The organism is Acerihabitans sp. TG2, assembly GCF_035013185.1.
Taxonomy (GTDB): domain Bacteria; phylum Pseudomonadota; class Gammaproteobacteria; order Enterobacterales; family Enterobacteriaceae; genus Acerihabitans.
In genome coordinates, this window is the sequence record NZ_JAYGJO010000025.1 from 43,351 (window position 1) to 68,550 (window position 25,200).

At 50.3% G+C, this 25,200-nt stretch carries 24 protein-coding genes; 4 read left to right on the forward strand and 20 right to left on the reverse strand.

The features are described 5' to 3' along the window. Positions 1–11 precede the first annotated feature (11 nt). Positions 12–410, reverse strand: a complete 399-nt coding sequence (gene flgC / locus SJI19_RS19020) for a flagellar basal body rod protein FlgC (protein ID WP_416347572.1) — start codon at positions 408–410, stop codon at positions 12–14. 12 nt (positions 411–422) lie between these two features. Beyond that, positions 423–833 (reverse strand): flagellar basal body rod protein FlgB, encoded by a 411-nt coding sequence (gene flgB, locus SJI19_RS19025; protein ID WP_323479838.1) that lies wholly within the window; start codon positions 831–833, stop codon positions 423–425. A 164-nt stretch (positions 834–997) separates the two neighbouring features. Here flgB and flgA point away from each other — a divergent pair, with 164 nt between their 5' ends. The 3 genes from flgA (at position 998) to SJI19_RS19040 (ending at position 2,651) form a co-directional block, all read left to right on the forward strand. Further along, positions 998–1,825 carry a flagellar basal body P-ring formation chaperone FlgA gene (flgA, locus tag SJI19_RS19030; RefSeq protein WP_323479839.1) on the forward strand — a complete coding sequence of 276 codons (828 nt, stop codon included), beginning with the start codon at positions 998–1,000 and terminating at the stop codon, positions 1,823–1,825. 77 nt (positions 1,826–1,902) lie between these two features. Next, positions 1,903–2,199 (forward strand): flagellar biosynthesis anti-sigma factor FlgM, encoded by a 297-nt coding sequence (gene flgM, locus SJI19_RS19035; RefSeq protein ID WP_323479840.1) that lies wholly within the window; start codon positions 1,903–1,905, stop codon positions 2,197–2,199. An 8-nt stretch (positions 2,200–2,207) separates the two neighbouring features. Beyond that, complete coding sequence (locus tag SJI19_RS19040; protein ID WP_323479841.1) at positions 2,208–2,651, forward strand: flagella synthesis protein FlgN; 444 nt, start codon at positions 2,208–2,210, stop codon at positions 2,649–2,651. Between the two features lie 231 nt (positions 2,652–2,882). Here the strand turns inward: SJI19_RS19040 and SJI19_RS19045 are convergent, their stop codons facing one another. From SJI19_RS19045 to otsB, 17 genes are all read right to left on the reverse strand, one after another. After that, entirely contained in the window at positions 2,883–3,464 is a 582-nt protein-coding gene (locus tag SJI19_RS19045) for a flagellar protein FlhE (protein ID WP_323479842.1), read from the reverse strand. Positions 3,465–3,496: 32 nt separating this feature from the next. Next, positions 3,497–5,578 carry a flagellar biosynthesis protein FlhA gene (gene flhA, locus SJI19_RS19050; protein ID WP_323479843.1) on the reverse strand — a complete coding sequence of 694 codons (2,082 nt, stop codon included), beginning with the start codon at positions 5,576–5,578 and terminating at the stop codon, positions 3,497–3,499. A 1-nt stretch (position 5,579) separates the two neighbouring features. Continuing rightward, the gene (gene flhB, locus SJI19_RS19055; RefSeq protein ID WP_323479844.1) at positions 5,580–6,722 is read right to left on the reverse strand and encodes a flagellar biosynthesis protein FlhB; all 1,143 of its coding nucleotides are present in this window, start codon (positions 6,720–6,722) and stop codon (positions 5,580–5,582) included. A gap of 157 nt (positions 6,723–6,879) precedes the next feature. Further along, on the reverse strand, positions 6,880–7,518 hold the full coding sequence (gene cheZ, locus SJI19_RS19060) for a protein phosphatase CheZ (protein ID WP_323479845.1): 639 nt from the start codon (positions 7,516–7,518) through the stop codon (positions 6,880–6,882). 12 nt (positions 7,519–7,530) lie between these two features. Continuing rightward, positions 7,531–7,920, reverse strand: coding sequence for a chemotaxis response regulator CheY (gene cheY / locus SJI19_RS19065; RefSeq protein ID WP_323479846.1), 390 nt, complete (start codon positions 7,918–7,920; stop codon positions 7,531–7,533). 38 nt (positions 7,921–7,958) lie between these two features. After that, positions 7,959–9,008 carry a chemotaxis response regulator protein-glutamate methylesterase gene (locus SJI19_RS19070; protein WP_323479847.1) on the reverse strand — a complete coding sequence of 350 codons (1,050 nt, stop codon included), beginning with the start codon at positions 9,006–9,008 and terminating at the stop codon, positions 7,959–7,961. Continuing rightward, on the reverse strand, positions 9,005–9,865 hold the full coding sequence (cheR, locus tag SJI19_RS19075; protein WP_416347570.1) for a protein-glutamate O-methyltransferase CheR: 861 nt from the start codon (positions 9,863–9,865) through the stop codon (positions 9,005–9,007). The genes SJI19_RS19070 and cheR overlap by 4 nt, the downstream gene beginning before the upstream one ends. Before the next feature lie 33 nt (positions 9,866–9,898). After that, positions 9,899–11,518, reverse strand: coding sequence for a methyl-accepting chemotaxis protein (locus tag SJI19_RS19080; RefSeq protein ID WP_416347573.1), 1,620 nt, complete (start codon positions 11,516–11,518; stop codon positions 9,899–9,901). A gap of 43 nt (positions 11,519–11,561) precedes the next feature. Continuing rightward, complete coding sequence (locus tag SJI19_RS19085; protein WP_323479850.1) at positions 11,562–13,241, reverse strand: methyl-accepting chemotaxis protein; 1,680 nt, start codon at positions 13,239–13,241, stop codon at positions 11,562–11,564. Between the two features lie 141 nt (positions 13,242–13,382). Beyond that, positions 13,383–13,880, reverse strand: a complete 498-nt coding sequence (gene cheW, locus SJI19_RS19090; RefSeq protein WP_323479851.1) for a chemotaxis protein CheW — start codon at positions 13,878–13,880, stop codon at positions 13,383–13,385. Positions 13,881–13,915: 35 nt separating this feature from the next. Then, entirely contained in the window at positions 13,916–15,961 is a 2,046-nt protein-coding gene (gene cheA, locus SJI19_RS19095) for a chemotaxis protein CheA (RefSeq protein ID WP_323479877.1), read from the reverse strand. A gap of 10 nt (positions 15,962–15,971) precedes the next feature. After that, entirely contained in the window at positions 15,972–17,255 is a 1,284-nt protein-coding gene (gene motB, locus SJI19_RS19100) for a flagellar motor protein MotB (RefSeq protein ID WP_323479852.1), read from the reverse strand. Further along, complete coding sequence (gene motA, locus SJI19_RS19105) at positions 17,252–18,139, reverse strand: flagellar motor stator protein MotA (RefSeq protein WP_323479853.1); 888 nt, start codon at positions 18,137–18,139, stop codon at positions 17,252–17,254. Before motA ends, motB begins: the two co-directional genes overlap by 4 nt. Before the next feature lie 125 nt (positions 18,140–18,264). After that, positions 18,265–18,846 carry a flagellar transcriptional regulator FlhC gene (gene flhC, locus SJI19_RS19110; protein ID WP_323479854.1) on the reverse strand — a complete coding sequence of 194 codons (582 nt, stop codon included), beginning with the start codon at positions 18,844–18,846 and terminating at the stop codon, positions 18,265–18,267. Positions 18,847–18,848: 2 nt separating this feature from the next. Next, positions 18,849–19,199 carry a flagellar transcriptional regulator FlhD gene (flhD, locus tag SJI19_RS19115; RefSeq protein ID WP_323479855.1) on the reverse strand — a complete coding sequence of 117 codons (351 nt, stop codon included), beginning with the start codon at positions 19,197–19,199 and terminating at the stop codon, positions 18,849–18,851. 1,438 nt (positions 19,200–20,637) lie between these two features. Next, positions 20,638–22,026 carry an alpha,alpha-trehalose-phosphate synthase gene (gene otsA, locus SJI19_RS19120; protein ID WP_323479856.1) on the reverse strand — a complete coding sequence of 463 codons (1,389 nt, stop codon included), beginning with the start codon at positions 22,024–22,026 and terminating at the stop codon, positions 20,638–20,640. Continuing rightward, the gene (otsB, locus tag SJI19_RS19125; protein WP_323479857.1) at positions 22,023–22,811 is read right to left on the reverse strand and encodes a trehalose-phosphatase; all 789 of its coding nucleotides are present in this window, start codon (positions 22,809–22,811) and stop codon (positions 22,023–22,025) included. Before otsB ends, otsA begins: the two co-directional genes overlap by 4 nt. Positions 22,812–23,980: 1,169 nt before the next feature. On the opposite strand from otsB, the gene rcsA reads away from it, so the two are divergent. Beyond that, positions 23,981–24,613 (forward strand): transcriptional regulator RcsA, encoded by a 633-nt coding sequence (rcsA, locus tag SJI19_RS19130; protein WP_323479858.1) that lies wholly within the window; start codon positions 23,981–23,983, stop codon positions 24,611–24,613. 208 nt (positions 24,614–24,821) lie between these two features. On the opposite strand, the gene dsrB is transcribed toward rcsA, so the two are convergent. Next, positions 24,822–25,022 carry a protein DsrB gene (gene dsrB / locus SJI19_RS19135; protein ID WP_323479859.1) on the reverse strand — a complete coding sequence of 67 codons (201 nt, stop codon included), beginning with the start codon at positions 25,020–25,022 and terminating at the stop codon, positions 24,822–24,824. Between the last annotated feature and the right edge of the window lie 178 nt (positions 25,023–25,200).

Here is a 25,200-nt window from a genome sequence, read left to right on the forward strand (position 1 = left end):
GTATCCTCCGGTTATTGGCCAAGCGTCAAGGTTTTTTGCATCAGAACCTTGGCGGTATTGAGCACATCAATGTTGGCCTGGTAACTCCTAGAGGCCGACATGCTGTTCACCATCTCTTCAACCACATTAACATTCGGCATGCGCACATAACCCTGCGGATCTGCCAACGGATTGCCTGGCTGGTAAATCAATTTGTCCGGCGCCGATGATTCCACAACGTCGCTGACCTGCACCCCGCCAATCTCTTGACCCGCCGGAGCCGCCACCTGAAAGACCACTTCTTTGGCTCGGTATGGTTGACCATCCGGCCCAGTGACGCTGTCTGCATTCGCCAGGTTGCTGGCGGCGACATTCATGCGTTGCGATTGGGCGGTTAACGCCGAACCGGAAATCGCGAAAATCGAAGTCATACCCACGGGCTATTACTCCTGTAAAACCGACATCATGTTTTTGATCTGCCCACCCAATACTGTCAGGTTGGTTTGATATTGCAGGCTGTTCTCAGCAAACTGGGTTCTTTCCCGATCCATATCGACGGTGTTGCCGTCCAACGCGGGTTGGTCGGGTACCCGGTAAAGCAGATCCATCGTCGGCACGGTGTCCCCAGCGGCGGCAATATGGCGCGCAGACGTGGTATTGAGCGACAGCGACGTTTCACTGGCTCGACCCTGGGTCAGCGCCTTATTCAGTTCGCTGGCAAAATCAATATCCCGCGCCTGGTATCCGGGTGTATCCGCATTGGCAATATTGGCAGCAAGAATCTCCTGGCGCTGCGCACGCAGATTCAGGGCCTCCTGCTGAAATTGCAGGGCAGCGTCAAGTCTATCTAGCATCTTGGGTTCCCAAAGTAGTGAGGAAAATTCGCAGCATTGATGACATGGACGTCAGCTTAGACTTATCAACCACCGGGCTATCGCTGGAATAAGCATGAGTTATGGCGCTAATTTAACCATTGGAAAGAAATGGACCTAGGTACACTGTGACTGCCGGATCGGGCATGAGGTTTGGTTCTGCAAAAGTCAGTGCGCGATATCTGCGCAACATAAAGGATGAGGATGGTGGCGTGCGAAAATCTATTGTGACCAACGCTAACCTCGGCAATGCCTGCGGTTGGTTTCATCAGTGCGGTAGTCGGGCCGGTCATTGGCTATCGACGATGTTGGTGAACCTGGGTGGTTATCGCGCATTAGCCGGCAGTTTGCTGCTGCTGAGCGCCGCCGCCGCCGCCGATCCATTGACACAACAGCTTACCGACTTTATGCAGCAGCAATACCCAACGGCGCCGAAGTCGCTGCTGGTGGTGATCAAAACGCCGTTAAATCGTCAGTTACATTGTGAGCATCCACAATTTTCTTTGCCCTCGCGCAACAGGATTTGGGGCATGCTCAGCATTGCTATGGTGTGCAATGGCAACAAACGGTATTTACAGGCCGACGTGCAGGTCACCGATCGTTATTTGGTCGCAGCCCGATTTATCGGCGCGCATCAAATGCTGACCGAGCAAGACATCGCCTGGCGTACTGGCCGGCTGGATATGTTAAATACCCTGCCGCTTAACGATATGTCACTGGCACTGGGCAGCGTAAGTGAACGGACGCTGGGCAGCGGGCAACCATTAACCAGTGCCATGCTGCGTCGGGCCTGGCTCGTCAAAACCGGTCAGATGGTACGGGTGACCGCCCAGGGTGACGGTTTTTCCGTACAAAGCACCGGCAAGGCGATGAATAATGCGGCGATAAACGATCAGATCAGGGTGCGTTTGGATTCTGGTCAGATAGTGAACGGACAACTGATGGCAAATGGTGACGTCGACGTGGTATTTTAAATTAAAGCTTTAGTGAACCGGGCCGATACCTTAGGTATCCGAAGGCTATGTTAGAACATAAATTTAAGCGAGGCTGTATGAGTATTGATAGTACCCGTCCAATTTTGCCGCTGTCCCCTTTAAAAGGGTCAGATGCTGGTACTGTTCAGCCGCAAAAAAGTAAAACAACCGCCAGCACCGAAGCCTCCGGTCAACAGACCCAGGTCAATCTCAGCGATGCACAAGCACGCTTGCGTGAGCCAAGCGATAAGGATATCAATACGGACAAGGTAAACAATTTAAAGGACGCCATTCGGCGTGGTGATTTACAGGTTAATACCGGCAAAATCGCTGATGCAGTGATTGCCAATGCGCAATCGATGGTAGATGAGTAGACGCAGCCATGAATGAACTGGGAATCACTTTTGCAAAAATGATGGACATTTTGCATGAGCTGGCGCTTTCTCTTACCCAAGAGCAGGACTTGCTGAGCGAAGGGCAGGTTAACGCCGCGCTATTGCATCGGGTGACGGAAAATAAAAACGAGCAGCTTGCCACGTTGCAGTATCTGGATCATCAACGCGAGTCGTTGGAAAAGCTCAGTGGTGTGAGTCGTCCCCCTTATGATGATAATCCGGCGCTGAAACAGCAATGGCAAACCATTATGGACATGACCGAACAGCTCAAACAGCATAACTACCGCAATGGCCTGTTGCTGGCGCAACACTTGGTACTGAACCAACAAATGTTGTCTTTACTCGAACAGCACCAGACCCAGCGCCGTCTCTACGGTCCCGACGGTCAGGCCTGTACGGGTCAGATCCTGGGCCGTAAAATCAGCGTTTAACGCTGCTGGCGACCAAACCATGGTACTACGACACCTCAATTTACACCTCCAACGTTGCCTGCAGGCGACGTGCAGCGCGTTGCCAGGCGTTTATACTGGAGAATAACGGGGGTGAGCGAAGACAAATCAGCAGCAGAAATGAGCGCGACCTGTCGCTGACCTGGTGGGTCGAGCCCAGGTAAGGGGCATGTAGACTACGCACCTGCAACGTGAAATATAACGGGTATACTGTCAAGGAGAGACATGATAATTAACCAACACCTGATAACGTGTCAGCAAAATCGGCGGATAAATCGCACCTCTGCCATTAACGTTAATTTGCAACGTGAGTGGATTATCCGCCGGCAACCCCGCCAGAGCATCACTTCTCCCCGCCAGCCCATGCAACACCACACACTTTCCCGATAAGCAAATAGCCATCGACGCACCCGGCGGCAAAGGTTGTTGGTTTTCAATACGCCAAATGATAGAGGTTACCTGCGCTCCGGACGTTAACGCATCGGCTGGTCGCATCGGCTCGCTGGTTATTATGCTGCCGCGACGTGACACGCGTAGCATATGTCCCATGGCCTCCCAGCCACCATCCGCCAACACCCGCCGCCGGGCCGGTTGCCCAATCGATGCCGTAGGATGCGCAGTGGCATTCATTATCGAGCGCGAATCAACAGTACTGATGGCCTTTATCGAGGGAGGTAACACCGGCAGTCTGGTGACGGGACCCGCGGTGTCCGGCGACGATACAGCGCCGCGAACCTGTAATGCTGCGGCAATGCCCTTGGGTGCCATGGTCAGCATGAGTGCGAACAACGCCATCGTGCTGCAGTGAAACCTATCGCAATGAAAAATCAATTGGGACCGCCCAACACTGACGTCATACGAATTTGCCGTTGGTCACTGACCTCCAGATTCGATAGCACAATCAACTGCGGCAAACTGCGGCGCAGGAAGCGCGCCAACAACGGTCGCAGGGCATGATTGACCAACAGTACCGGCGGCGCATTCATCTCCTCCTGCTTTTTGAGGACATCTTTCGCCTGCGCCAGCACCCGATCCGCCATACCTGGTTCTAAACCACCACCGCTTTGCAGCGCCTGCAACAGCACCCGTTCGAGCGCCAAATCCAGACCGATAGCCTGAATCTCCCCTTCGCCGGGGAACCAACGCTGAGTGATTGCCCGGCCCAGCGCGATTCTCACTACCACCGTCAATTCCGCCGGGTCTTTTTGTATTGGTGCGTGCTCTGCCAGCGTTTCGATAATAGTGCGCATATCACGGATAGGCACATTTTCCGCCAGCAGGCTTTGCAACACCTTGTGGAAAATCGTCAACGTCAGGGTGGTAGGGATAAAGTCTTCGGTAAGTTTTGGCATCTCTTGGGTAACGCGATCGAGCAGTTGCTGCGTTTCCTGACGCCCCAGCAGTTCACTGGCATGAATACTGATGAGATGATTGAGATGGGTAGCGACCACGGTACTGGCCTCAACAACGGTATAGCCCTGAGTTTGTGCCTGTTCCTTGAGCGCACTGTCAATCCACACAGCCGGCAGGCCAAAGGCGGGATCCTGGGTAACATCGCCCACCAGATCGCCGGCCGCGCTGCCAGGGTTTATAGCCATCCAGCGACCTGGAAACGCTTCACCGCGCCCCATCTCCACGCCCTTAAGCAAGATACGGTAACTGGCAGGCTGCAGCTCCAGGTTATCGCGGATATGCACCACCGGCGGCAAAAACCCGGTCTCCTGGGCGAATTTTTTCCGAATGCTTCTAATGCGTCCCAGCAGTTCGCCGTTTTGCTGAAAGTCCACCATGGGAATCAACCGGTAACCCACTTCCATGCCGAGGGGGTCTTCGAGCTGCACATCATTCCAGCTGGCTTCCTTATTTTGCGTACTGTCGGGTTTCTCCAAAACGGCGGTTTCCACCGGTGCCAGATCAATATTGCCACGCAGCCACCAGGCTAACCCCAACAACATGGCAGTAAACAATAAAAACACAAAATTAGGCATGCCCGGCACCAGACCAAGCAACCCCAACACCCCGGCGCTGAGTAGCATGACCCGCGGATTATTGAACAGTTGACCCACCATTTGCTGGCCAACATCCTGGCTGGTCCCCACGCGAGTAACGATAACCCCGGCGGCAGTGGAGATCACCAGCGACGGAATCTGCGCTACCAGGCCGTCGCCGATGGTGAGTAGCGTGTAACTTTCAGCAGCGTCACCCAGCGCCATACCATGCTGCATCATGCCTACCAGCAGGCCCCCGATGACGTTAATCACCATGATCATCAGCCCGGCAATGGCATCACCACGCACGAACTTGCTGGCCCCGTCCATCGAGCCGTAAAAATCCGCTTCCTCAGTTACTTCGCTGCGGCGCTGCTTAGCTTCTTCTTCGCCGATTAAACCGGCGTTCAAATCGGCGTCGATGGCCATCTGTTTACCCGGCATACCGTCGAGAACAAACCGCGCCCCCACCTCGGCAATGCGCCCGGCCCCTTTGGTGATAACCATAAAGTTGATCACCACCAGAATAATAAATACCACAATACCAATGGCAAAATTGCCGCCGACTAAAAAGTGGCCAAAGGCCTCGACCACTTTGCCCGCCGCCGCCGTGCCGGTGTGACCATACAATAAAATAACCCGCGTTGAGGCCACATTCAGCGACAGGCGCAGCAAGGTGGAAAACAACAAAATGGTAGGAAATGCCGCGAACTCCAAGGTTTTGCGAGTGAACATCGCCACCAGCAGCACCATGATCGATAAGGCAATATTGAAGGTAAACAGCAGATCCAGGAGAAACGGCGGTAACGGCAATACCATCATCGACAGGATCACCAATATTAATACCGGGCCAGCCAGAAACTGCCATTGAATGGTATTAAAATTGGTGGGCAAACGTAATAACGCTACCAGCTTGGCCATATCACTTGTTCTCTTGGGCAAAATCCAGTGCCGCCGGCACCGGTAAATGTTCAGGTTTTTTCGGGATCAGTCCGCCCTGCTGTCGCCAGCGTTTAAGCTGATAGACCCAAGCCAGTACCTCAGCCACCGCAGAATATAGCGTGGCGGGGATCGCCTGCCCTATTTCGCTATGTCGGTACAAGGCCCTGGCCAGAGGGGGGGCTTCCAGTTGGGGGATCCGATGGCTATCGCCAATCTCGCGAATACGCAATGCAATGTCCCCAGCGCCTTTGGCGACCACCTTAGGCGCGCTCATTTTGCCGTCCTCATAACGCAACGCCACTGCATAATGGGTCGGGTTGGTGATGATGACGTCAGCGCTCGGGACATCACTCATCATCCTCCGGCGCGACATGGCACGTTGCCGCTGGCGGATCTGGCTTTTAACCTGCGGATCCCCTTCCTGATCTTTAAACTCGTCGCGAATCTCCTGGCGGGTCATGCGTAATTTTTTCACATGGCTCCAGATTTGCCAGAACACATCAAAAACGACCATGGGAGTCAGCGAGACAATATCGAACAGCACACAGGTGGCGATAAGCCTTAATGCATCACCCAGGGCAGCGACCGGTGATTCCATTACCAGATGCATCATGGCCGGCCAGTTGTGCCAGAGGAAAAAACCGGTCACCCACCCGATCAACAGTGCTTTGAGCACTGCCTTAAATAATTCCGACAGCGCCTGGCTGGAAATAACCCGCTTAAGCCCGGGCAATGGATTGACCTTAGTCAGGTCGAACTTGATCGAACCTGGGTTAAACATGATGCCGCCCAATAGCATCGGCGCGGCTATTGCGGTGATCACCAGACCAGCAAACACCGGCAGCAACGCCAATACCGTCTGCTTAAGCAGCGCTTCGACTCTGAACAAGATTTGCTGGTCGTTACTAATAACCCCATGATCAAAGCGCAATCCTTGGGAAACCATAGCCGCCAGCTGACGAGCCAACAGCTCACCGCCCATCCAAAGAATGGCCAGCCCCACTAACAACATCAGTACCGATGTCAATTCGCGGGAACGCGGAAGCTGTCCGTCTTCACGGGCTTTTTCCAACTTATGGGCGGTAGGGTCCTCGCTTTTCTCTAGATCGCTGTCTTCAGCCATCAATCGTCCCGATCGCTCTACGCTATAAGTTTAATGGTGCCTAGCATGACAAAAAGCGGTCCAGCCGATGGTGGGAATAACGGGCTAAAGCGGTGGGTATTTAACGGATAGCCGTTACCCGGACGATCGGAGGATCGCCGGGTCCAGGGGGAGGTATTTAAAAACCGAGACTATCGAGCAAATCGTCAACCTGGTCTTGGTTGGCAACCACACCTTCAGCGGTATGATCCATTTGCGGTCCATTAAGCAAACCGTCGTTCGCCCGTTTCGCCTGTACGGGTTCCGGCATATTTTCCAGTAACACCATCAGCAATTGTTTTTCAATTTCCTGGATCACATCCATCATGCGTTTGATGACCTGACCGGTGAGATCCTGAAAATCCTGCGCCATCATGATTTCCATCAGCTGCGCGTGGGTGAACGCGGTGTGCTCCGGAACCTCGCCAAGAAACTGACGGGTATCCGTCACCAACTCACGGGCGTCGCCCAGCTCAATAGGTTGTTCGAACCAACTGTCCCAGCGCGCGGTCAGGGCTTTGGCACCCGAGGCCATCTGCGTTTGTCGGGGTTGCGCTGCGTCGACACAGTTGAGCGCCCGTTCTGCTGCTTGGGCCGTCATTTGTACTACATAATCCAACCGATCGCGGGCGTCGGGAATTGCTTCGGCAGCCTGGGCAATTGCTTGATCCAGACCTAATTCTTTCAGGCTGTCGCGCAACATCCTGGTCAACTGGCCGATGCGGGAAATAATATCCGTAGCGGCTATGGTTGTCGGCATGATAGGTGTTTTATTCATATCCCCTCCTGATTACATCCCCAGCTTTTCGAATATTTTGCTCAGCTTTTCTTCCAATATGGCCGCCGTAAATGGCTTGACCACATAACCGCTGGCCCCTGCTTGTGCCGCAGCGATAATATTCTCTTTTTTCGCTTCTGCCGTGACCATTAATACCGGCAGCTTGGCCAACGCCGCATCGGCACGAATATTTTGTAACAAAGCCAACCCATCCATATTCGGCATATTCCAATCGGAAATGACAAAATCAATGGGGCCGGCACGCAGCTTATTTAAGGCATCCGCACCGTCCTCAGCTTCATCGACATTATTAAATCCCAGTTCTTTCAGTAGATTACGGACAATTCGTCGCATTGTTGAAAAATCGTCAACCACCAGAAATCTGAGTTCTTTATCCGCCATACCTACTCCTGTTATGAATAATTACCCAATGAGGGTTGCTAAATACGTAACGCCTGCCCCACGCTGATCTGGGTCATCATGCGCTGGCTAATCTGGTGTAACGGTACGGTTTCGTTAGTGCCGCCCATGGCAATAGCTTCCCTCGGCATGCCGAAAACCACACACGTGGCCTCGTCCTGCGCGATGGTATAGGCGCCGGCGTTGCGCATGGCCAACATGCCAGCCGCGCCGTCGTTACCCATACCAGTGAGGATCACGCCCACTGCGTTGCGTCCGGCATATTGGGCTACGGAGTGAAACAACACGTCCACCGATGGCCGATGGCGATTAACCGGGTCTGCGTCGTGCAGCCGGATTTGGTAATTAGCGCCGCTACGAGCCAGTTCCATATGGCGCGCACCGGGGGCGATATAGGCATGCCCAGGCAATATCCGCTCGCCATCTTCAGCTTCCTTTACCGTAATCTGACATAATTTATTCAGCCGATCGGCAAACGAACGCGTGAATCCCGGTGGCATATGCTGAGTGATCAGCAGTGCCGGACTGGTCGGTGGCAACGGCTCCAGTACATGACGAATCGCTTCGGTTCCACCGGTGGAGGCCCCGATAGCGATCAGCTTTTCACTGCTTAACAACGGGACCTTTATCATCTGCACCGCAGCGGATACATGATGGTGTTGTGGCAATCGGGCGCGTGCTGCCGTGCGGATTTTTTCAGCGATGGACTCGCTGTAGGCCAACATGCCGTCCCGCAGACCGGTTTGCGGTTTGGTGACAAAATCTATCGCCCCCAACTCCAGAGCGCGTAGCGTGATTTCCGATCCTTTGCCCGTGAGTGACGAGACCATCACCACCGGCATTGGACGCAAACGCATCAGTTTTTCCAAAAAATCCAGCCCGTCCATGCGCGGCATTTCCACATCCAACGTGAGGACTTGCGGATTTAATTTTTTAATCAGATCACGTGCCACCAAAGGATCAGGCGCGGTTGCCACCACTTCCATATCGGGAAAACCGTTGATGATTTCCGTCATCAACTGTCGCATTAGTGCGGAATCATCGATACAAAGCACCCTGATTTTGCTCATTTTCTTTCCTTAGTAAGCTGGTATACCGTTTGCCCGCGCAGTTTGAATTCTTGGCTGATTTGGCTAAAATTCTCAGAATGCCCAGCAAACATCAAACCACCAGGTTTTAACAACGGTACAAAACGGCGCAGGATCCGCTCCTGGGTTTCTTTATCAAAATAAATCATTACGTTTCGGCAAAAAATAGCATCAAAGGGTCCGGGAAGCGCCCACTCCCCCGCCAACAGGTTCAAGTACTGAAAACGCACCATATTGTTCAACTCTGGACGAACCCGTGCCAAGCCTTCATGGGGGCCGGTGCCGCGCAAAAAAAAGCGCTGCCGCTGTGCGGGGCTTAACCCACGTAACTCTTCATGCCGATAAACCCCAGCGCGCGCCTTCTCCAAAACCAACGTATTGATGTCACTGGCAACCACCTGCATCTGGCTGGCCCCCCCCGGCCGCGTTTCCAGCAATGTCATGGCAATGGAATAAGGTTCTTCTCCGGTGGAGGCTGCGGTGCTCCAAACGCTATAGGGCCCTGGTCGTTCGCTGACATGCCGCGCCAGAATAGGAAAATGGTGCAACTCGCGAAAAAACGCCGTCAAATTGGTGGTTAATGCATTGATGAACACCTCCCACTCTTCACCGCTGTTGCTCCCCTCCAGCCGCGTTAGATAGGTTCCAAAATCAGCAATACCCAGCGTCCTTAACCGCCGCACCAGTCGGTTATACACCATCTCGCGTTTATGGCTGGCCAGCACAATGCCGGCCCGTTGGTAGATTAACTGGCAGATGCGCTGGAAATGAGCATCTGTTAACGGCACCTGTTGCGCCCAATTAGACCATTTTGCGGCAATTTCAACTTGATTCGACATACGTTTTCTCATTGCCCGCGCAAGCGCCTGGCGTTAGGTTAATGACCCAAGTTGCCGGACGCTAAGGTCAAGTGCCCCGGTGACTTTCTCATGATCTTGCGTTGTATGCTGTTCCAGCCGGAATACCCGCACCGCCTGCATCAGCGATTCGGCCTGAGACTCCAGCGCATTAGCGGCAGCGGCGGACTGCTGTACTAACGCCGCATTTTGCTGGGTCGCACTGTCCATTTGATTAACGGCCACGGCCACCTGATCTATTCCCTGACTTTGTTCATCCGATGCTGAGGCAATTTCAGCCATAATGTCGGTCACCCGTGCCACTGAGCGAACGATCTCATCCATGGTTTCACCGGCGGACGCCACCAGGTCGGACCCCTGCTGAACACGCGTCACCGATTCGTCAATTAACGCTTTGATCTCTTTTGCCGCCTGGGCGCTGCGCTGCGCCAGACTCCGCACTTCGCCGGCTACCACCGCAAAACCTCGGCCCTGCTCACCGGCTCGCGCCGCTTCTACCGCTGCATTCAACGCCAGGATATTTGTCTGGAACGCAATGCCATCAATGACGCTGGTGATATCACTGATTTTGCGTGAACTGACGGCAATATCAGCCATACGTTGCACTACATTGCCGGTCAGCGTACCCCCTTTGTGGGCAGTCAAAGATGCATCGCTGGCCAACTTGCTCGCCTGCCGGGCATTTTCGGCGTTCTGTTTTACCGTTGAGGTCAACTGCTCCATACTGGCGGACGTCTCCTCTAGGGAGGCAGCCTGCTGCTCGGTACGCGAGGACAGGTCGTGGTTCCCTGAGGCAATTTCTTGTATGCCGCTTAGCATGGCGTCAGTGCCCTGGCGCACGGCGGATACCGTCTGCACCAGCTCATCTCGCATCACCTCTAATTGGTGAAACAACTGACTGATTTCATTACGGCCTTCAACGTGAATAGAACTTGCCAGATCGCCACCGGCAATCGCGCTAAAATGACCGCTCATCACCGATAACGGCTTAAGCAGCATGCGTTTAAGCCAGATCAACGCCATCAGCGCCAACCCCACCGTCATGGCTGTCATCATAGCCAACATCCATCCAGAGCGGTTATAGGCAGAACGGTTTCCCTCGCCGGCCGCCGCAATCACGCCGGAAAGATGGCTCATATTGGCGTTATATTGTTGCTCAAACGCATCCTGAAAACGCTGCGTCGGTTGCGACATGAAAGCCTGATAATTACCGTTCTCAAGCATCCCTATAGCTTCATGCAACGTCTGGTCGTATTCTTTGAACGCTTTATCTGTACTGACACGAAGTGCCCGGTCGCCATCGCTGTCAGTGTCATACGTGCTAAATTGCTTATAAATCGCTTCCGCATTTTTCAGCTTGGTCTTGGCACTGTCCATAATCGGTAAAATCTGTTCTAACGGCGTATCAGCCGCAAAACGCGTTGCCGCGCGGTTCAGTGAATTGCGGGTCTGCAATAATTCCGACCAACTCATGCTGAGGGAGTTACGTTTAATATTGTCCGCTTCAACCTGGTGAAAATTGTTACTGCTGCGTCTGAAATTCTCAAACGACAGCCCGCTGCTGATTAACTGCATCAGGCCAAAGATCAAAACGATCAAGATCAGGCTGGTGGAGATTCGTATACGCGATAACATCATTAACCTCATGCCAATATTGGCTATTTTTTACCAAGCAGAATTAAAAAGTGTCCCAATTATCCGTTAACGCATTTGCTCTGGTAGAGTCCGGGGCCCGCTCGGCTGGCTGGCCCAAACGGGGCGAGCTACTGGCTACCACCGGGCTAACCATCGAATGGGTGGGCATAATTAACCGGAATACTGATACGGCCTGGGTCAATAACCCGGCCTGCTTTTCCATGGCGCTGGCGGCATGTGCTGCTTGTTGCACCAACGCAGCATTTTGCTGCGTGGTGCGATCCATCTCGGTCACCGCCTCGCCCACCTGATCAATCCCTCGGCTCTGTTCATCCGAGGCTGACGAAATTTCGCCCATGATATCGGTGACACGCGTTACGGCAGTGACGATTTCCGACATGGTTTCACCCGCACTTTCAACCAGCGTTGAACCTACCTCCACCCGATTAACCGAATTCTCAATCAGCGCTTTAATCTCTTTCGCCGCCTGCGCACTACGTTGTGCCAGGCTGCGGACTTCACCAGCCACTACCGCAAATCCACGCCCCTGTTCACCTGCCCGCGCAGCTTCCACGGCCGCATTAAGCGCCAATATATTGGTCTGAAAAGCAATGCCGTCAATAACCCCAGTAATATCGGCAATCTTCTGCGAACTACCGGCAATATCAGTCATAGTACTGATGACGTTAGCCACCACTTTGCCACCCTTTTGCGCGGTTTCTGACGCACTTAACGCCAGCAATTTGGCTTGACGGGCGTTTTCCGCATTCTGTTTCACGGTGGCAGTGAGCTCTTCCATGCTGGCAGCAGTCTGTTCTAGCGCCGACGCTTGCTGTTCGGTACGCGAGGAGAGATCGCTATTGCCGGCAGCGATCCCACTGGCGCCGCTGAGAATGGAGTGGGCGCTTTGGCGTACACTATGTACCGTACCCGTTAACGAAAGTTGCATCTCACACAAACTCTCCGCCAGCATCCCCATCTCGTTATGACTATCAATGCTGAGTTTCTGGGTTAAATCCCCTGCAGCAATACCGCGTATATGGCTCATAAGATAGTTCAGCGGATGCAGCAAAATACCGCGAATACCTATCCAGGCCAGTAGCGAGAGCAATAAGACCATGACCAGGGCTGCACCCAACACGCCTATCGACTGCACATAAGATTGTCGGTTTTGATCAACCGCGTAATTATATAAACCGGTATTTACCGTGAGGAAACGGCTATAGGCCGTTTCGAAATTGTTTTGCAGACCTTGAGTGGGCTGGGCAAAAAACGCATTAATCTTGCCGTCGTTAAGCATAATATCCAATTCAACGAGTGCGGCATGCAACGCGTCATAATGCTGTTTAAGCGCCTGCTGGTTCGATTCATCCTGTCCATCAATACGGGGCATCGCCAGGAAAGTCGCAAACATTTTTTCCGAACGCGCCAAGCTGCCCCTGGCGTCGGTTAATAATTCCTTCACCGTGGCGCCACTGCCGATGTTGTTGCTATCCATTAAATAACGCACCGCCGCCCGGTTCAGGGTATTGCGGGTTTGTATCAAGTCAACCCAGCTGGCGCTCAAGGCGGTCTGTTGTTTACGCAGGTCTTGGTAAACGCCAAAATGATACTGATCTTGCTTTAAAGAGTGATAAAACACTCCACCCGAGAAAATTTGCAATAAACAAAATACAGTCAATAAAATAATTAACCCGGTAACCACTCTGATTCGCTTAAACATACCTGTTTTCCTACTACACCTAGTGTTAGTTTTATCGGCACAGGTATGGCAAACTTTATCGGTAAATGCAGAAATTAACGGATAAGCAAAACCGGCAGATAATGATGCCGGTTTTGCCATTTTAGTGCAGTTAACACGCCATCAGGCATTGGTTACGGTATCAACCAACGCCATCTCATCACTGTTTAATAAACGCTCAATATCGACCAAAATCAGCATGCGTTCACCCAGCGAACCCAGGCCGGTGAGATATTCCGTGGCCAAGGTGACGGCAAACTCTGGCGCTGGACGAACCTGGTCCGCCGTCAGGGAGAGAACATCCGACACCCCGTCGACCACGATGCCCACGACTCGCTCAAAAAGATTAAGGACAATCACGACCGTATTGTCATCATATAACACGTCTGATTGGTCAAATTTAATCCGCAAATCCAGTATCGGCACGATGACACCGCGCAGATTGGTTACCCCTTTGATAAACGGCGGTGTATTGGCGATCCGGGTCACCTGATCGTAACCTCGGATCTCCTGTACTTTCAGTATATCGATACCATATTCTTCATCGCCAAGGGTGAAGATCAAAAATTCTTGCCCTTCATTTTCCCCGGTCAGCGCGGTGATATTTGCAAGTCCTGCCATGGTTTTCACCTTTTTTTAGTCGGCTAAATATAAAATTAAGCAGCACCGCCCTGCCGTTTGTTACGGTTAAGGGCCTGTAATGCGGAAACATCAATGATCAACGCCACGCTACCATCACCAAGAATGGTGGCGGCTGAGATTCCCGGTACTTTGCGGTAGTTGCTTTCCAGGTTTTTCACCACAACCTGATGCTGGCCGATCAACTGATCCACCAGTAAGGCGTAACGACGGCCTGCGCTTTGCAGTATCACGACAATCCCCTGGGTAGGGTCAGTCTTGGCACCGGCCACATCAAACAGTTGGTGCAATTCCACCAACGGTAAATACTCACCACGAACCTGCAGCACTTGTTCACCGCCGGCAAGAGGATGCAGATCTTCCGACTGCGGTTGCAGTGATTCCATCACCGTATTCAGCGGCAGAATAAACACATCCGAGCTTACCCGCACCGACATGCCGTCAAGAATGGCCAACGTTAAAGGCAACAAAATACGGATGGTGGTACCTTTGCCGGACTCAGAAATAATATCCACATGGCCGCCCATGGCCTGGATATTACGTTTGACCACATCCATGCCGACGCCACGCCCCGAGACATCAGTAACCTGCTCGGCGGTGGAGAATCCCGGCGCAAAAATCAGCATGCCTACTTCGGTATCGGTCATACTATCGTTGACTGGCAGCCCTTGAGACAGGGCCTTGGCCAGGATCCGCTCCCGGTTAAGTCCAGCGCCGTCATCGATAACCTCGATACAAATGTTGCCACCTTGATGTTCGGCTCGCAGTTGCAGGTTGCCAGCGGCTGGTTTACCCATCGCCAGCCTGGTGGCCGGCGTTTCGATGCCGTGATCCAAGCTATTACGCACCAGATGGGTCATCGGGTCGATAATGCGTTCGATCAGGCTTTTATCCAATTCGGTGGAACTGCCTTCCAAAGTAAGGTTCACCTGTTTGTCGAGCTTGGCGGCCAGATCGCGTACCAAGCGGGGAAAACGGTTAAACACATATTCCATCGGCATCATCCGGATCGACATCACCGATTCCTGCAGATCCCGGGCATTTCGCTCCAACTGACCCATACTGATCAGCAAGTCACTGTGCTCTACCGGATCCAGGTCGCTCGCGCGCTGAGCAATCATCGACTGGGTGATGACCAATTCGCCCACCATATTGATCAACTGATCGACTTTTTCTACTGCAACTCGAATGCTGGTGTCAGCGGGTTTTACCCGTGCGCTGGCCGCATCAGTTGGACGGTTAGCCGCCGAAACCGCAGTGGACGTATTCTCCGCATCACCTGACACCGGCTTCGCCATCGGCGTGGGGGTCACCATGGGTTTTAACGTTTCAGCACCGCCCTCGCTGGCATTGGCTTTAGTGGGCACAACCGCTGTAGGTTCAGGTGGTTTTGCCGCCGTCGGTTGGTCGTCAAAATGAATCTGGGCAATATCCAAGACAAAGCAAAGCACCGCACAGATATCATCCTCACCCACACTGGTTTGCAAGTGGGCGCTGAGACTATCATCCGTTTGCTGATGATCCAACACCGTGCCAAGATTACTGAGCTCTTCAAGCATCAGCGAAATTTCGCTCGGTTTCAACTCGCTTAGCCTGATGAATATGACTGCGTCAACCGCCGCCGTTTTTGCCGGTTCGTCAACGTCGGGCTTAGCACTGTCGTCGTTGGGAACGGTTTTAGACTCTAACGCCAGTTGGCGCAGCGCTTCGCAAATATAAGCAAAGCTCGCTGCATCGGGTTCGCTCGCCGTTTTGTAGGCATCTAATTGATCCTGCATGATATCTTTGGTTTCCAAAAACAGGTTAACAATTGCCGTGCTGAGGGACATCTCCCCTCGCCGCGCCTCGTCCAACAAATTTTCCAGTAAATGGGTGGTTTCCTGTAATACAGTAAAACCAAATGTTCCCGCCCCACCTTTAATCGAGTGCGCGGCGCGAAAAATAGCGTTCAACTGCTCGCTATCTGGTTTTAGCGGATCCAGAGCCAGCAGATGCTGCTCCATATCCGCCAGCAGTTCAGCGGCCTCATCAAAAAATGTTTGGTAAAAAGCGCTTAATTCCATGCTCACGAAATCACCTCTGCTGTGAACCAGGTTGTTTGGACGACGAGACAGCCGGGTTCGACGTCCCGGTTGGCGTAGTGAGTGGCACGGTTTCCGGTGTTATTATCGGGGTAACCACCGGGTTGCCCGTGGCCGTCGGTTTCGTTACCGACTTTGCCGAGGGTGCCACAACGTCTTGCGAATTGGCCGATGTAGGGCTTTGCGGGTTTGTCGGCACCGTAACCGATGACACCGGCGGCTGTGCCGAATTAACCGGTTTCCCCACCGTCGGATTTTCCGCACTGGCCGGAACCTTAATCACGCCAGCCGACGGTGCCGAAGCCGGTGCCGAATTAACCGGTTTCCCCGCTGCTGGATGTTCTGCGTCAACCGGGACCGCGCCTGCATCTGTGCCAGTGGCAGCTTTGAATTCAGGATGTTGCGTTAACTGCTCAGAGTTATTCACATCCAGACCCGGCCCTGCTTGGTTTTCCTGCTCAATACTCAGTTGTGTTTTCTTATTTAGCACCAGCAGACTAATGCGGCGGTTGATGGCCGCATCAGGTTCATTAGGCGCGAAACTCATAGTGGATGACATGCCTATCACGCGCATGATTTTATCGTCGGCCAGTCCGCCGGTTATCAACTCGCGCCTTGAGGCATTGGCGCGGTCGGCGGAAAGCTCCCAGTTACTGTAACCACGTTGGCCATTGGCGTAAGGCACCGCATCGGTATGGCCCGATATGCTGATTTTATTAGGAATATCATTAAGCACCGGCGCAATGGCTCTTAGCACATCACGCATATAGGGTTCTACCCTCGCACTGCCGTTTTCAAACATCGGCCGATTCTGGCTGTCGAGAATCTGTATACGCAAACCATTCTCCACCAAATTGATTAATAGTTGTGGGCGTAGCGTTCGTAGACGCGGATCCGATTCAATCAATTGATCCAGATCGCCACGTAACTTGCTGAGGCGATTTTTCTCCAGTTTGTCCTTCAGATCGGTAAGACTTTTGATGCTTTTACGCACTTCACCGTCTGCACGGGTAGGGTCGTCCCCGCCACCAGGAATTGGACTGGTGCTCGTACTGCTGCGATTGCCGCCGGTCAGCGCTACGCTTAATGGCGTACGAAAATATTCAGCTATAGCGGTCAACTGCTTCGGACTGGCAATTGACAGCAACCACATCACTAAGAAGAACGCCATCATTGCGGTCATAAAGTCGGCATAAGCAATTTTCCATGCACCTCCGTGCGAACCATGGCTTTTAGTGCGCCGCTTGCGTATGACGATAATTGGCTGGTTCTTCATGCATCCTCTTCTACCGGCTGTTTAATCGGTTCGCGCGCCAGTTTAACGTGCGCCTCCAGTTCGAGAAATGATGGCCTTTCCGCTGAAAAAAGTGTCTTGCGGCCAAATTCCACCGCAATCTGCGGTGCATACCCATGGATACTCGACAGCAGGGTAATTTTGATGCACTGCATCATTTTTATGCTTTCATCTTTCTTTTGCCGCAGCAGTGAAGACAATGGCGTAATAAAACCGTAAGCCAGCAGGATGCCGAGAAAGGTCCCCACCATGGCCTGGCCAATCAGTGCGCCCAACTCAACCGCCGACCGATCCGCCGAACCTAACGCATGAACCACGCCCATGACCGCCGCCACAATACCAAACGCAGGTAGTGAATCGCCTACTTGGGCAAGACTGTTCGCAGGTATTTCACATTCATGTTCATAGGTTTCAATCTCTTCGTCCATCAACGCTTCAATTTCAAACGCGTTCATATTGCCGCCAATCATCAGACGCAGGTAATCAGTGATAAAATCCACTAATTGCGGGTCGGCTAACAGACGCGGGTAGAGCTTGAAAATGTCACTTTCTGCCGGAGAATCAATATCAAATTCCAGTACTAACATTCCATGCTGACGCGCTTTTGCCATCAAACGAAACAGTAGCGCCATCAGATCCATATATAGCGATTTATTATATTTTGACTTATGGAATAATTTAGGGATGGAATGCAGTGTAAGTTTGATTGCCTTACCGTTGTTACTGACGATAAAAGCCCCAATGCCCGCGCCAAAGATCATAAATAATTCGGCAGGTTGAAACAACGCGCCTAAATGGCCACCGACTAATGCATAACCGCCAAATACCGCAGCAATGACAACAAAATAACCCACGATTACTAACACGCCCGTTCCCCCGGTAAAAAAATGTCGGCTAACGAGTGGTGATATGAGAAAGGTCAAAAATCGCTAACCTTGGTATTTTTCTACCAGGGAAACGTTGGACAATATCGTCCGGCATCCAAGACCCGTCACACGGCACACGTCACCTGCTCATCTAGCAGCTTGGGGTTAATATCGGCTGTGTTGGGTAAAAGTTTACGTCTTTTTACCGCGCGAGAAGGTGGTTGGCACAAACTACAAACGAATCCATAGGCTGGCTGATGAGCATAGGTGATAAAATGACCATGGCAATGGCTGCAGGGTGTCAATTGCAACATACCGCTTTCGACAAACCTTATCAGCGTCCAAGCGCGGGTCAGGGCAAGAATCGGCGGTTCACCTTCCTGCTGTGGGCACTGCTCAAGGTACAGACGATAAGCGCGGATCACCGCCTCAACGCCACTACTCAGGTTATTTTGTTGCAACACTTGAAAAATGTTGTAAAACATCGATGAGTGGATATTTTGTTCCCAGGTCATAAACCAGTCAGTGGAAAACGGCAGCATGCCTTTTGGTGGCGGACTACCGCGCAGCTCCTTGTATAATTTTATCAACCGGCCCCGGCTAAGCTGCGTTTCACTTTCCAACATTTGCAGTCTGGCACCCAGCGTGATCAATTCCATGGCAAGCTGGATATCTCGGGCTTCCTGGACAATGCTTTTCACTGCCATCTTTATGCCCTTTTCTTCGGCAAAGCATTATCTTTCGACGCTAGCCGTTCTTGTAATTGACTGGACAGTAATATCCCCGTATGTATTTGTTGTAGCTCATCCACACGCGAGTCTTGTGTTAATTGTGTAATGGTTTTGTGATCATCAAAACGAAACAAGCACAACAGTTGGTTAGTTTCAGCTAATTTCACCATCTGTGACAATGTTAATTTCATCAACACATCCGCCATCGTTTCATTTATCCCTAATCGAAACATTGCTGACGCTTTTTCCTGATTTATTAGCCGTTGCGCCAATAATAAATATGATAGATTTATATCGTAAATATGCTTGCATATTTCATTCGTATTCATTTTCCCATCCCTATAGACTATGTTTAAAAACATAACTTGGGTGATAAAATTTCGCCCGGTATCTTAAGAACGCCCCTAGGTGGCTAATGAAAACAACGGGACCAGATAAACCCCTTATATTCCGGCGACCGAAGCGGCTATGTAATAATGCCGTACCGTTAAATATTTTACGTATCAACAATGTCAGAACCTGACCCGATTCATTAACGCTTCTTCCGTGAAACATTTTTACAATTTAGTGAGATTATTCCTAATTGCGAGGCAACTCTAACGCCGAATCCGTCGTTCATACAATCTACCCTCAGGCAAATTTTAGATAAAGTGTGATGTAGATCACATAAATTGAGTTTACTTGATCAGATTTGCTACTGGTCTGACATGTTAAGCGGTTAAAAAACAACCAAAACCACCAAATACATTCAATCCACATGCCATATGCCTGATAAAACAGTGTAAACCACTAATTTCGGCTATTTTGATAGAATATCATTCGTTATACCAAATTTTCATTATAAAATAATATATAATACACTTTTACATAGCATAAATGCTGTTTATGCCCAAATCCATGCATCAACACCCCCATAACATTGCAGAAACAATCTGCTAAAACCTATCGCAAATCGAGTAGATCCCATGGGTATTAAATGACCAAATCATAAAGGAAAAGTTAAGATTGCGATTATTACGACAGTGAGCTGATATGATAAGTAAAGAAGTGTGTCGATGTTTTTAGGGCGAAAAAAACCCCACAGCCATATTAGCTGTGTGAAAATAATATCGGCATTAATATTCAAAACTTGAGCCAAAAACGATCAAAATTTTATCACCCATTTCAGCAAGTGTTTAATTTAGATCGTTTTTTGTACCCATTGGACAAACCGTACCCTACAGTTATCGCATGAGTAGGAATAGGGTCAAGTAAACGAAAGCAAAGCGTAAAGGGGTGAGTCAAAAGATGATTAGACACCGCGGAATCTATTCATGACTTAAGCCACAACAATACTCGTAGTGTGTTTTTTTTCACTAAGAAAAAAATTTAACCTATCTTTAACATCAGGTTACCCTCCTAAAATCCAGCCTTTGTCACTGTCCAGCCGATTTATAGCCTAAAACTGTGGATAGCAGGAAGGTGGCGACACGGCGACACACCTGTCTGACGCAGATTTGAACGGTGCTGACGGCATATCATGGCTAGAAAATCAGTACTGCTAGTCGCATCGGCCACCTGACTACAGGTTTCCCATGTAGGTAAACAGAGGGGCACACGTCGTAATGGCATTAAAAAAGCCATCACAGCCGGCAAACCGGACGGTGATGGCAATGTAATGGAGACTTTAGGGTTACTGCGCGTACGCAACTGGCGTTTGCTAGCGAATCAACTGCCAGCGTGTCATCACCCTACTAGCATCAATGGAACTGTGCAAAACAAGACGACTCACCGCTTGGCCTTATTTGGCGCAATGGGCACGGCTTTAAGGTCGCTTAAAAATGTTTGGCGCCAGTGGACAATATCATTTTTGGTGATCACTGACATCATATCCTGATAACGTGAGATACGCTCGTCTAATGGCATGGTTAATGCCTTATCCAATGCGCCAGCAACACCATCGCGATCGTAAGGATTGACCAATAGAGCAGAGGTTAATTCATTGGCAGCACCGGCAAATCGGGACAGTATGAGTACGCCGGGGTTGGCCGGATCCTGTGCTGCGACGTATTCTTTGGCCACCAAGTTCATACCATCTCGTAGTGGCGTCACCAGGCCAACTTCGCAATGGCGAAAAATTTTCATCAGCAGGCTACGTTCATAGTGTTGATTCAAATAAAACAACGGAGTCCATTCCAGGGTCGAAAAATGACCGTTAATCCGCCCCGCCTCCATTTCAAGCTCATGTCGAATGTCCTGATACGCCTGAACATCCCCACGCGATGTTGGTGCAATTTGGAAGTAACGAATATTGCCCCGGTGCTGGGGGTAATTCTCCAATAGCGTTTCAAAGGCTTGAAAACGTTCAGGTAAACCTTTGGAATAATCCAGTCGATCGACACTGATAATTAATTGGCCACTTAATTTATCCCGCAAATGCGCCAGTTTCTGCGGCAGTGCGCCTTCCGCCAGATGGCGAATGCTGTCCGGCTCGACGCCGATGGGGTAGACGCGCACAGTGACGTCTTTTCCATAAGCGGAAAAACGGTCTTCATCCAGATCTTCTACTTCGGTGACCAACGACAGGTTTTCAATAAACGCCAGTCGGTCGGTGTCTGCTTGAAAACCAATCAGATCGTATTCACACATCATTTCAAGTAGCTCTTTACGCGGCGGCAGAGCGTTGAATATTTCTGATGTCGGGAACGGAATATGCAGGAAGAAACCAATTCGATTGGCCATGCCCAATTTGCGGCAGGCAGCGGCAAAGGGTAGCAGATGATAATCATGTATCCAGAGGATATCGTCGTTTTCCACCAACGGTTGCAAACGCTCAGCCAATCGTTCATTCACCTGGCAATAACCATCGTAGTCCTCACGTTGGTATTGCACCAAGTCCAGTCGATAATGGAATGCGGGCCAAATAACGGTATTCGAGAAATGAAGATAATATTGGTCATATTCGCTTTGTTTTAAACTGAATGACGCGAATGTAATGTTGTCTTGTTGATTCTTTTCAAGAGGTAGCTCTTCTTCGCTAATTTTCCCGTTCCAGCCAAACCACATGCCGCCGGCATCTTTTAAAGAATCCATGATACCGACCGCCAGGCCGCCGGCGCTTTCTTTCTTCCCTTCCATAGCCGCAATACGATTCGACACTACCACTAAGCGACTCATAAATCCTCCCCAGACGAGACTTTGGTTTTAATAGAATAGTTCTCTTGTTGTTTAACCAATGATAATATCCAATGGTGGACGGCGGCGACATCCTTAAGATGATAATGGGCTGCCGTATTCCCCGGTCCAACTTTAATGCTAATTCCCTGCAGCGCGTTTACCTGGATAAAACCAGCTTCATCCGTTAGGTCATCGCCAATGAACAGCGGTGTTCTGCCGGCAAATGGCGCTTCATCCATAAAAACCTTTATGGCCTCACCTTTGCTCACCCCTTGTGGCTTCAACTCAACCACACATTTACCGGGCTGCAAAGCCAATTCCGGATAACGAGTGACAAACGACTCGGCCACCGTCAAAATATTTTTTTGGTAGTGCTGCGCCTCGCGGTAATGCAGAGCAAAGGCCATGCCTTTGGCCTCAACATGGCAGCCTGGTAAATGTGCGATGGCTTGGGTCAGTTCCCGTTGCAGTTTGGCAGCTAAAGCAGGTGAGAGTTCGGTACGATGAATCTGTCCCTGACCATCACGCCGCTCAGCGCCATGAACGCCGGCTGCAGGGCCATGAAACGGTGCGCTCAGTCGGTCCAATTCTGCTAATGACCGGCCAGAAACCAGTGCCAATGCGCCATTGGTCGCGGTAAACCCGTCACATAATGCTTGCTTGATTTCATCGGGAATCGAAACCCATTCCGGCTTTTCCTCAATCCCGGCCAAGGTTCCGTCCACATCAAAAAAACAGGCAAATGTCGTCAATGATATTGGGGGTGGTGATTCACTGTCAGTCATACCTGTTATCCTCGTTTATAATCGCCTGCGAGTTGCATTCAAGGCGCATCGCTGGATAAGTGGTTGCATGCTAACACGCTGCCGAACAGCGCTTGCGTGTGTAGGTGAGGCAACATCAATACCTTACCTGCACACGCTAGCCCGGTACTGACAGATGGAAAACAGGTAAACAACAAGGAGCGGAACAAAAGGAGGAAAATGATGCTAATCGTCGTTCTCCTTGCAACTGCGCAGTCTTATTGTTTTGAACAGAAGTCACAGATCACAATTTGCTGAATATAAGGCGAGGTAATTGCAGTTTCACGCTGCTACGCCTTACCGTCCCAGCTGTCCTTCGGGCGGCGGTGCACACATTAGTCAGTATAGTCAATAATTATGGATCTGTCATAATTGGTCACTAAAGTCTCATTACCTCCCATTGGACGCCACACCACCGGGATCGCGTTGGTTTAAAAAAATGCACTAAACCCCAAGTGTGTTGCAAACGGGTCCCTGATCACACCAGGCACATTGTAAAGTTCATTACTCACCGATACTTCAACATATTCGATAAATCAGTTGTCTGCTAGAGTAAAACCTTTGCTTATATGCTATAAAAATGTTCATTTTGCGCAGAAAATTGTATAAGAATTTTATATTTTAGCCGCATAAATGACCATTAAATACACTTTCTGCACAACATAAGCCGGTGAAAGGATCAGTATGATTATTACAGATTGTAAACATGTTATTTAATGTACTGATAAAGTGAAGGAAAAACCATAATTGTTCGTTACATTTTGCAAAACAACAATTTTCGAACATTAAAAATAAATATATAAAAAATGATTAATTTTTCTTATGTTTTAAATTACTAATTTGTAACATGGTTTTTCAAATATAGTGCTTGTCTTTACGAAGAAGCCCATTGCTACTTGACATTTTGTACTGCCGACGGACCTGCTATTGACGCCCCCGGTAGCGCTAACCGCACCTTCGACGTCAACAGACATAAGTCAAATTTATCGATTTACTTTTGCGAAAGCGATCTCAAAAAATTTTCATTGAACTCATTCATAGATTGTTGTTAAAACATGAGTCAACTGTAAATCTTTATGAAACCTTAAGGCCAAAGGAAAGCATTTTATCATTGATTAAATCAGATAAACCAATTTTAATGAGGGTGCGCTATGCCAACAATTATTATGGATACATGTAGTTATACCCGTCTTGGTCTAACGGGTTTTTTAACGGATTTCGGCGTAAAACGGCGTAATATCAGCATAGTACCTGACATCGGCCAATTGCAGAATCGATGCTCTCGCATCAAACCAGACGTAGTCTTTGTCAATGAGGCGTGTTTCATTCACGAGCAGGATGCCACTGAACGAATCAAAGGGATCATCACCCAACATCCAGAAACGCTATTTTTCATTTTTATGGCGATGACTAACATCCATTTCGAAGATTATTTGTTTGTACGTAACAATCTGATCATTACCTCAAAATCGATTAAACCTACTATCCTAAACTCGCTGCTCAATGGCTACAACCAACACAAGTGTGCAGACACTGATCATAAATCAGTACTAGACCTTAATCCTGTAAGATTAAGCCAAACCGAGTCAGATATGTTGCGCATGTGGATGTCAGGTCATGACACCATTCAAATTTCCGACAGCATGCAGATCAAGGCCAAGACGGTTTCCTCCCATAAAGGCAATATCAAGCGCAAGATCAAAACGCATAATAAACAGGTTATTTATCATGTTGTCAGGTTGACAGACACCGTGACCACGGGTATTTACGTTAACGCGCGCTAGCGCCCTAACCATTTGGTGCCCACCGATATATACCCGTCATACTTCAAGTTGCAGGTACGTTGGCAATACTGGGCCCTTCCCTGGGCCTTGCTCTAACGGGGGTCGCGACACGTCGCGTTCAAATCTGCTTCTGCAGACAGGTTTGCTTATGCGTCGCCGCCTGCCTGCAACTCGAACTATTTAGGCTATAGATGTCCGCGCCGGGACATTATTTAGCGGGTTCAGTCAACGGCTCCACAAAAATTCCATCCGGATGACTGGTTTCGTTAAAGAACCAGATTCCGGTTGGGTATTCATCAAGCGCCACGAGATACATCACACCTTCGCTGAACTCTTCAATTGCCTGGATAGTCCCTATTCGTCGTGGTCCACCGTCGGTTTTAACCGTCACCCGTTCATGTAATTTCATGCCTAACCTCATTAAATGCCTAAAGGACAGTTTAGTACAAACGCACTCATCAGTCAGCCAATCGCATTCTGGTACACGCATAATTTAAAGATTAACCTTTGATTTATAAATGTAAATTCATCTTTACGGGTTAAGGAGTAACCACCACCACGGTGAATGCCGGCTAAAACCGTCGCTT

Bases quoted from the DNA above. Each gene is read 5' to 3' on its own strand.
- otsA (WP_323479856.1), bottom strand. From the start codon at position 22,026: ATGAGTCGCTTAGTGGTAGTGTCGAATCGTATTGCGGCTATGGAAGGG.
- dsrB (WP_323479859.1), bottom strand. From the start codon at position 25,022: ATGAAATTACATGAACGGGTGACGGTTAAAACCGACGGTGGACCACGA.
- flhD (WP_323479855.1), bottom strand. From the start codon at position 19,199: ATGAATACGAATGAAATATGCAAGCATATTTACGATATAAATCTATCA.
- SJI19_RS19070 (WP_323479847.1), bottom strand. From the start codon at position 9,008: ATGAGCAAAATCAGGGTGCTTTGTATCGATGATTCCGCACTAATGCGA.
- SJI19_RS19085 (WP_323479850.1), bottom strand. From the start codon at position 13,241: ATGTTTAAGCGAATCAGAGTGGTTACCGGGTTAATTATTTTATTGACT.
- flgC (WP_416347572.1), bottom strand. From the start codon at position 410: ATGACTTCGATTTTCGCGATTTCCGGTTCGGCGTTAACCGCCCAATCG.
- SJI19_RS19045 (WP_323479842.1), bottom strand. From the start codon at position 3,464: ATGGCGTTGTTCGCACTCATGCTGACCATGGCACCCAAGGGCATTGCC.
- cheZ (WP_323479845.1), bottom strand. From the start codon at position 7,518: ATGAATAAAACACCTATCATGCCGACAACCATAGCCGCTACGGATATT.
- SJI19_RS19080 (WP_416347573.1), bottom strand. From the start codon at position 11,518: ATGTTATCGCGTATACGAATCTCCACCAGCCTGATCTTGATCGTTTTG.
- flhA (WP_323479843.1), bottom strand. From the start codon at position 5,578: ATGGCCAAGCTGGTAGCGTTATTACGTTTGCCCACCAATTTTAATACC.
- flhC (WP_323479854.1), bottom strand. From the start codon at position 18,846: ATGGCAGTGAAAAGCATTGTCCAGGAAGCCCGAGATATCCAGCTTGCC.
- cheW (WP_323479851.1), bottom strand. From the start codon at position 13,880: ATGGCAGGACTTGCAAATATCACCGCGCTGACCGGGGAAAATGAAGGG.
- cheA (WP_323479877.1), bottom strand. From the start codon at position 15,961: ATGGAATTAAGCGCTTTTTACCAAACATTTTTTGATGAGGCCGCTGAA.
- otsB (WP_323479857.1), bottom strand. From the start codon at position 22,811: ATGACTGACAGTGAATCACCACCCCCAATATCATTGACGACATTTGCC.
- SJI19_RS19040 (WP_323479841.1), top strand. From the start codon at position 2,208: ATGAATGAACTGGGAATCACTTTTGCAAAAATGATGGACATTTTGCAT.
- flhB (WP_323479844.1), bottom strand. From the start codon at position 6,722: ATGGCTGAAGACAGCGATCTAGAGAAAAGCGAGGACCCTACCGCCCAT.
- flgA (WP_323479839.1), top strand. From the start codon at position 998: ATGAGGTTTGGTTCTGCAAAAGTCAGTGCGCGATATCTGCGCAACATA.
- motB (WP_323479852.1), bottom strand. From the start codon at position 17,255: ATGAAGAACCAGCCAATTATCGTCATACGCAAGCGGCGCACTAAAAGC.
- flgM (WP_323479840.1), top strand. From the start codon at position 1,903: ATGAGTATTGATAGTACCCGTCCAATTTTGCCGCTGTCCCCTTTAAAA.
- cheY (WP_323479846.1), bottom strand. From the start codon at position 7,920: ATGGCGGATAAAGAACTCAGATTTCTGGTGGTTGACGATTTTTCAACA.
- rcsA (WP_323479858.1), top strand. From the start codon at position 23,981: ATGCCAACAATTATTATGGATACATGTAGTTATACCCGTCTTGGTCTA.
- cheR (WP_416347570.1), bottom strand. From the start codon at position 9,865: ATGTCGAATCAAGTTGAAATTGCCGCAAAATGGTCTAATTGGGCGCAA.
- flgB (WP_323479838.1), bottom strand. From the start codon at position 833: ATGCTAGATAGACTTGACGCTGCCCTGCAATTTCAGCAGGAGGCCCTG.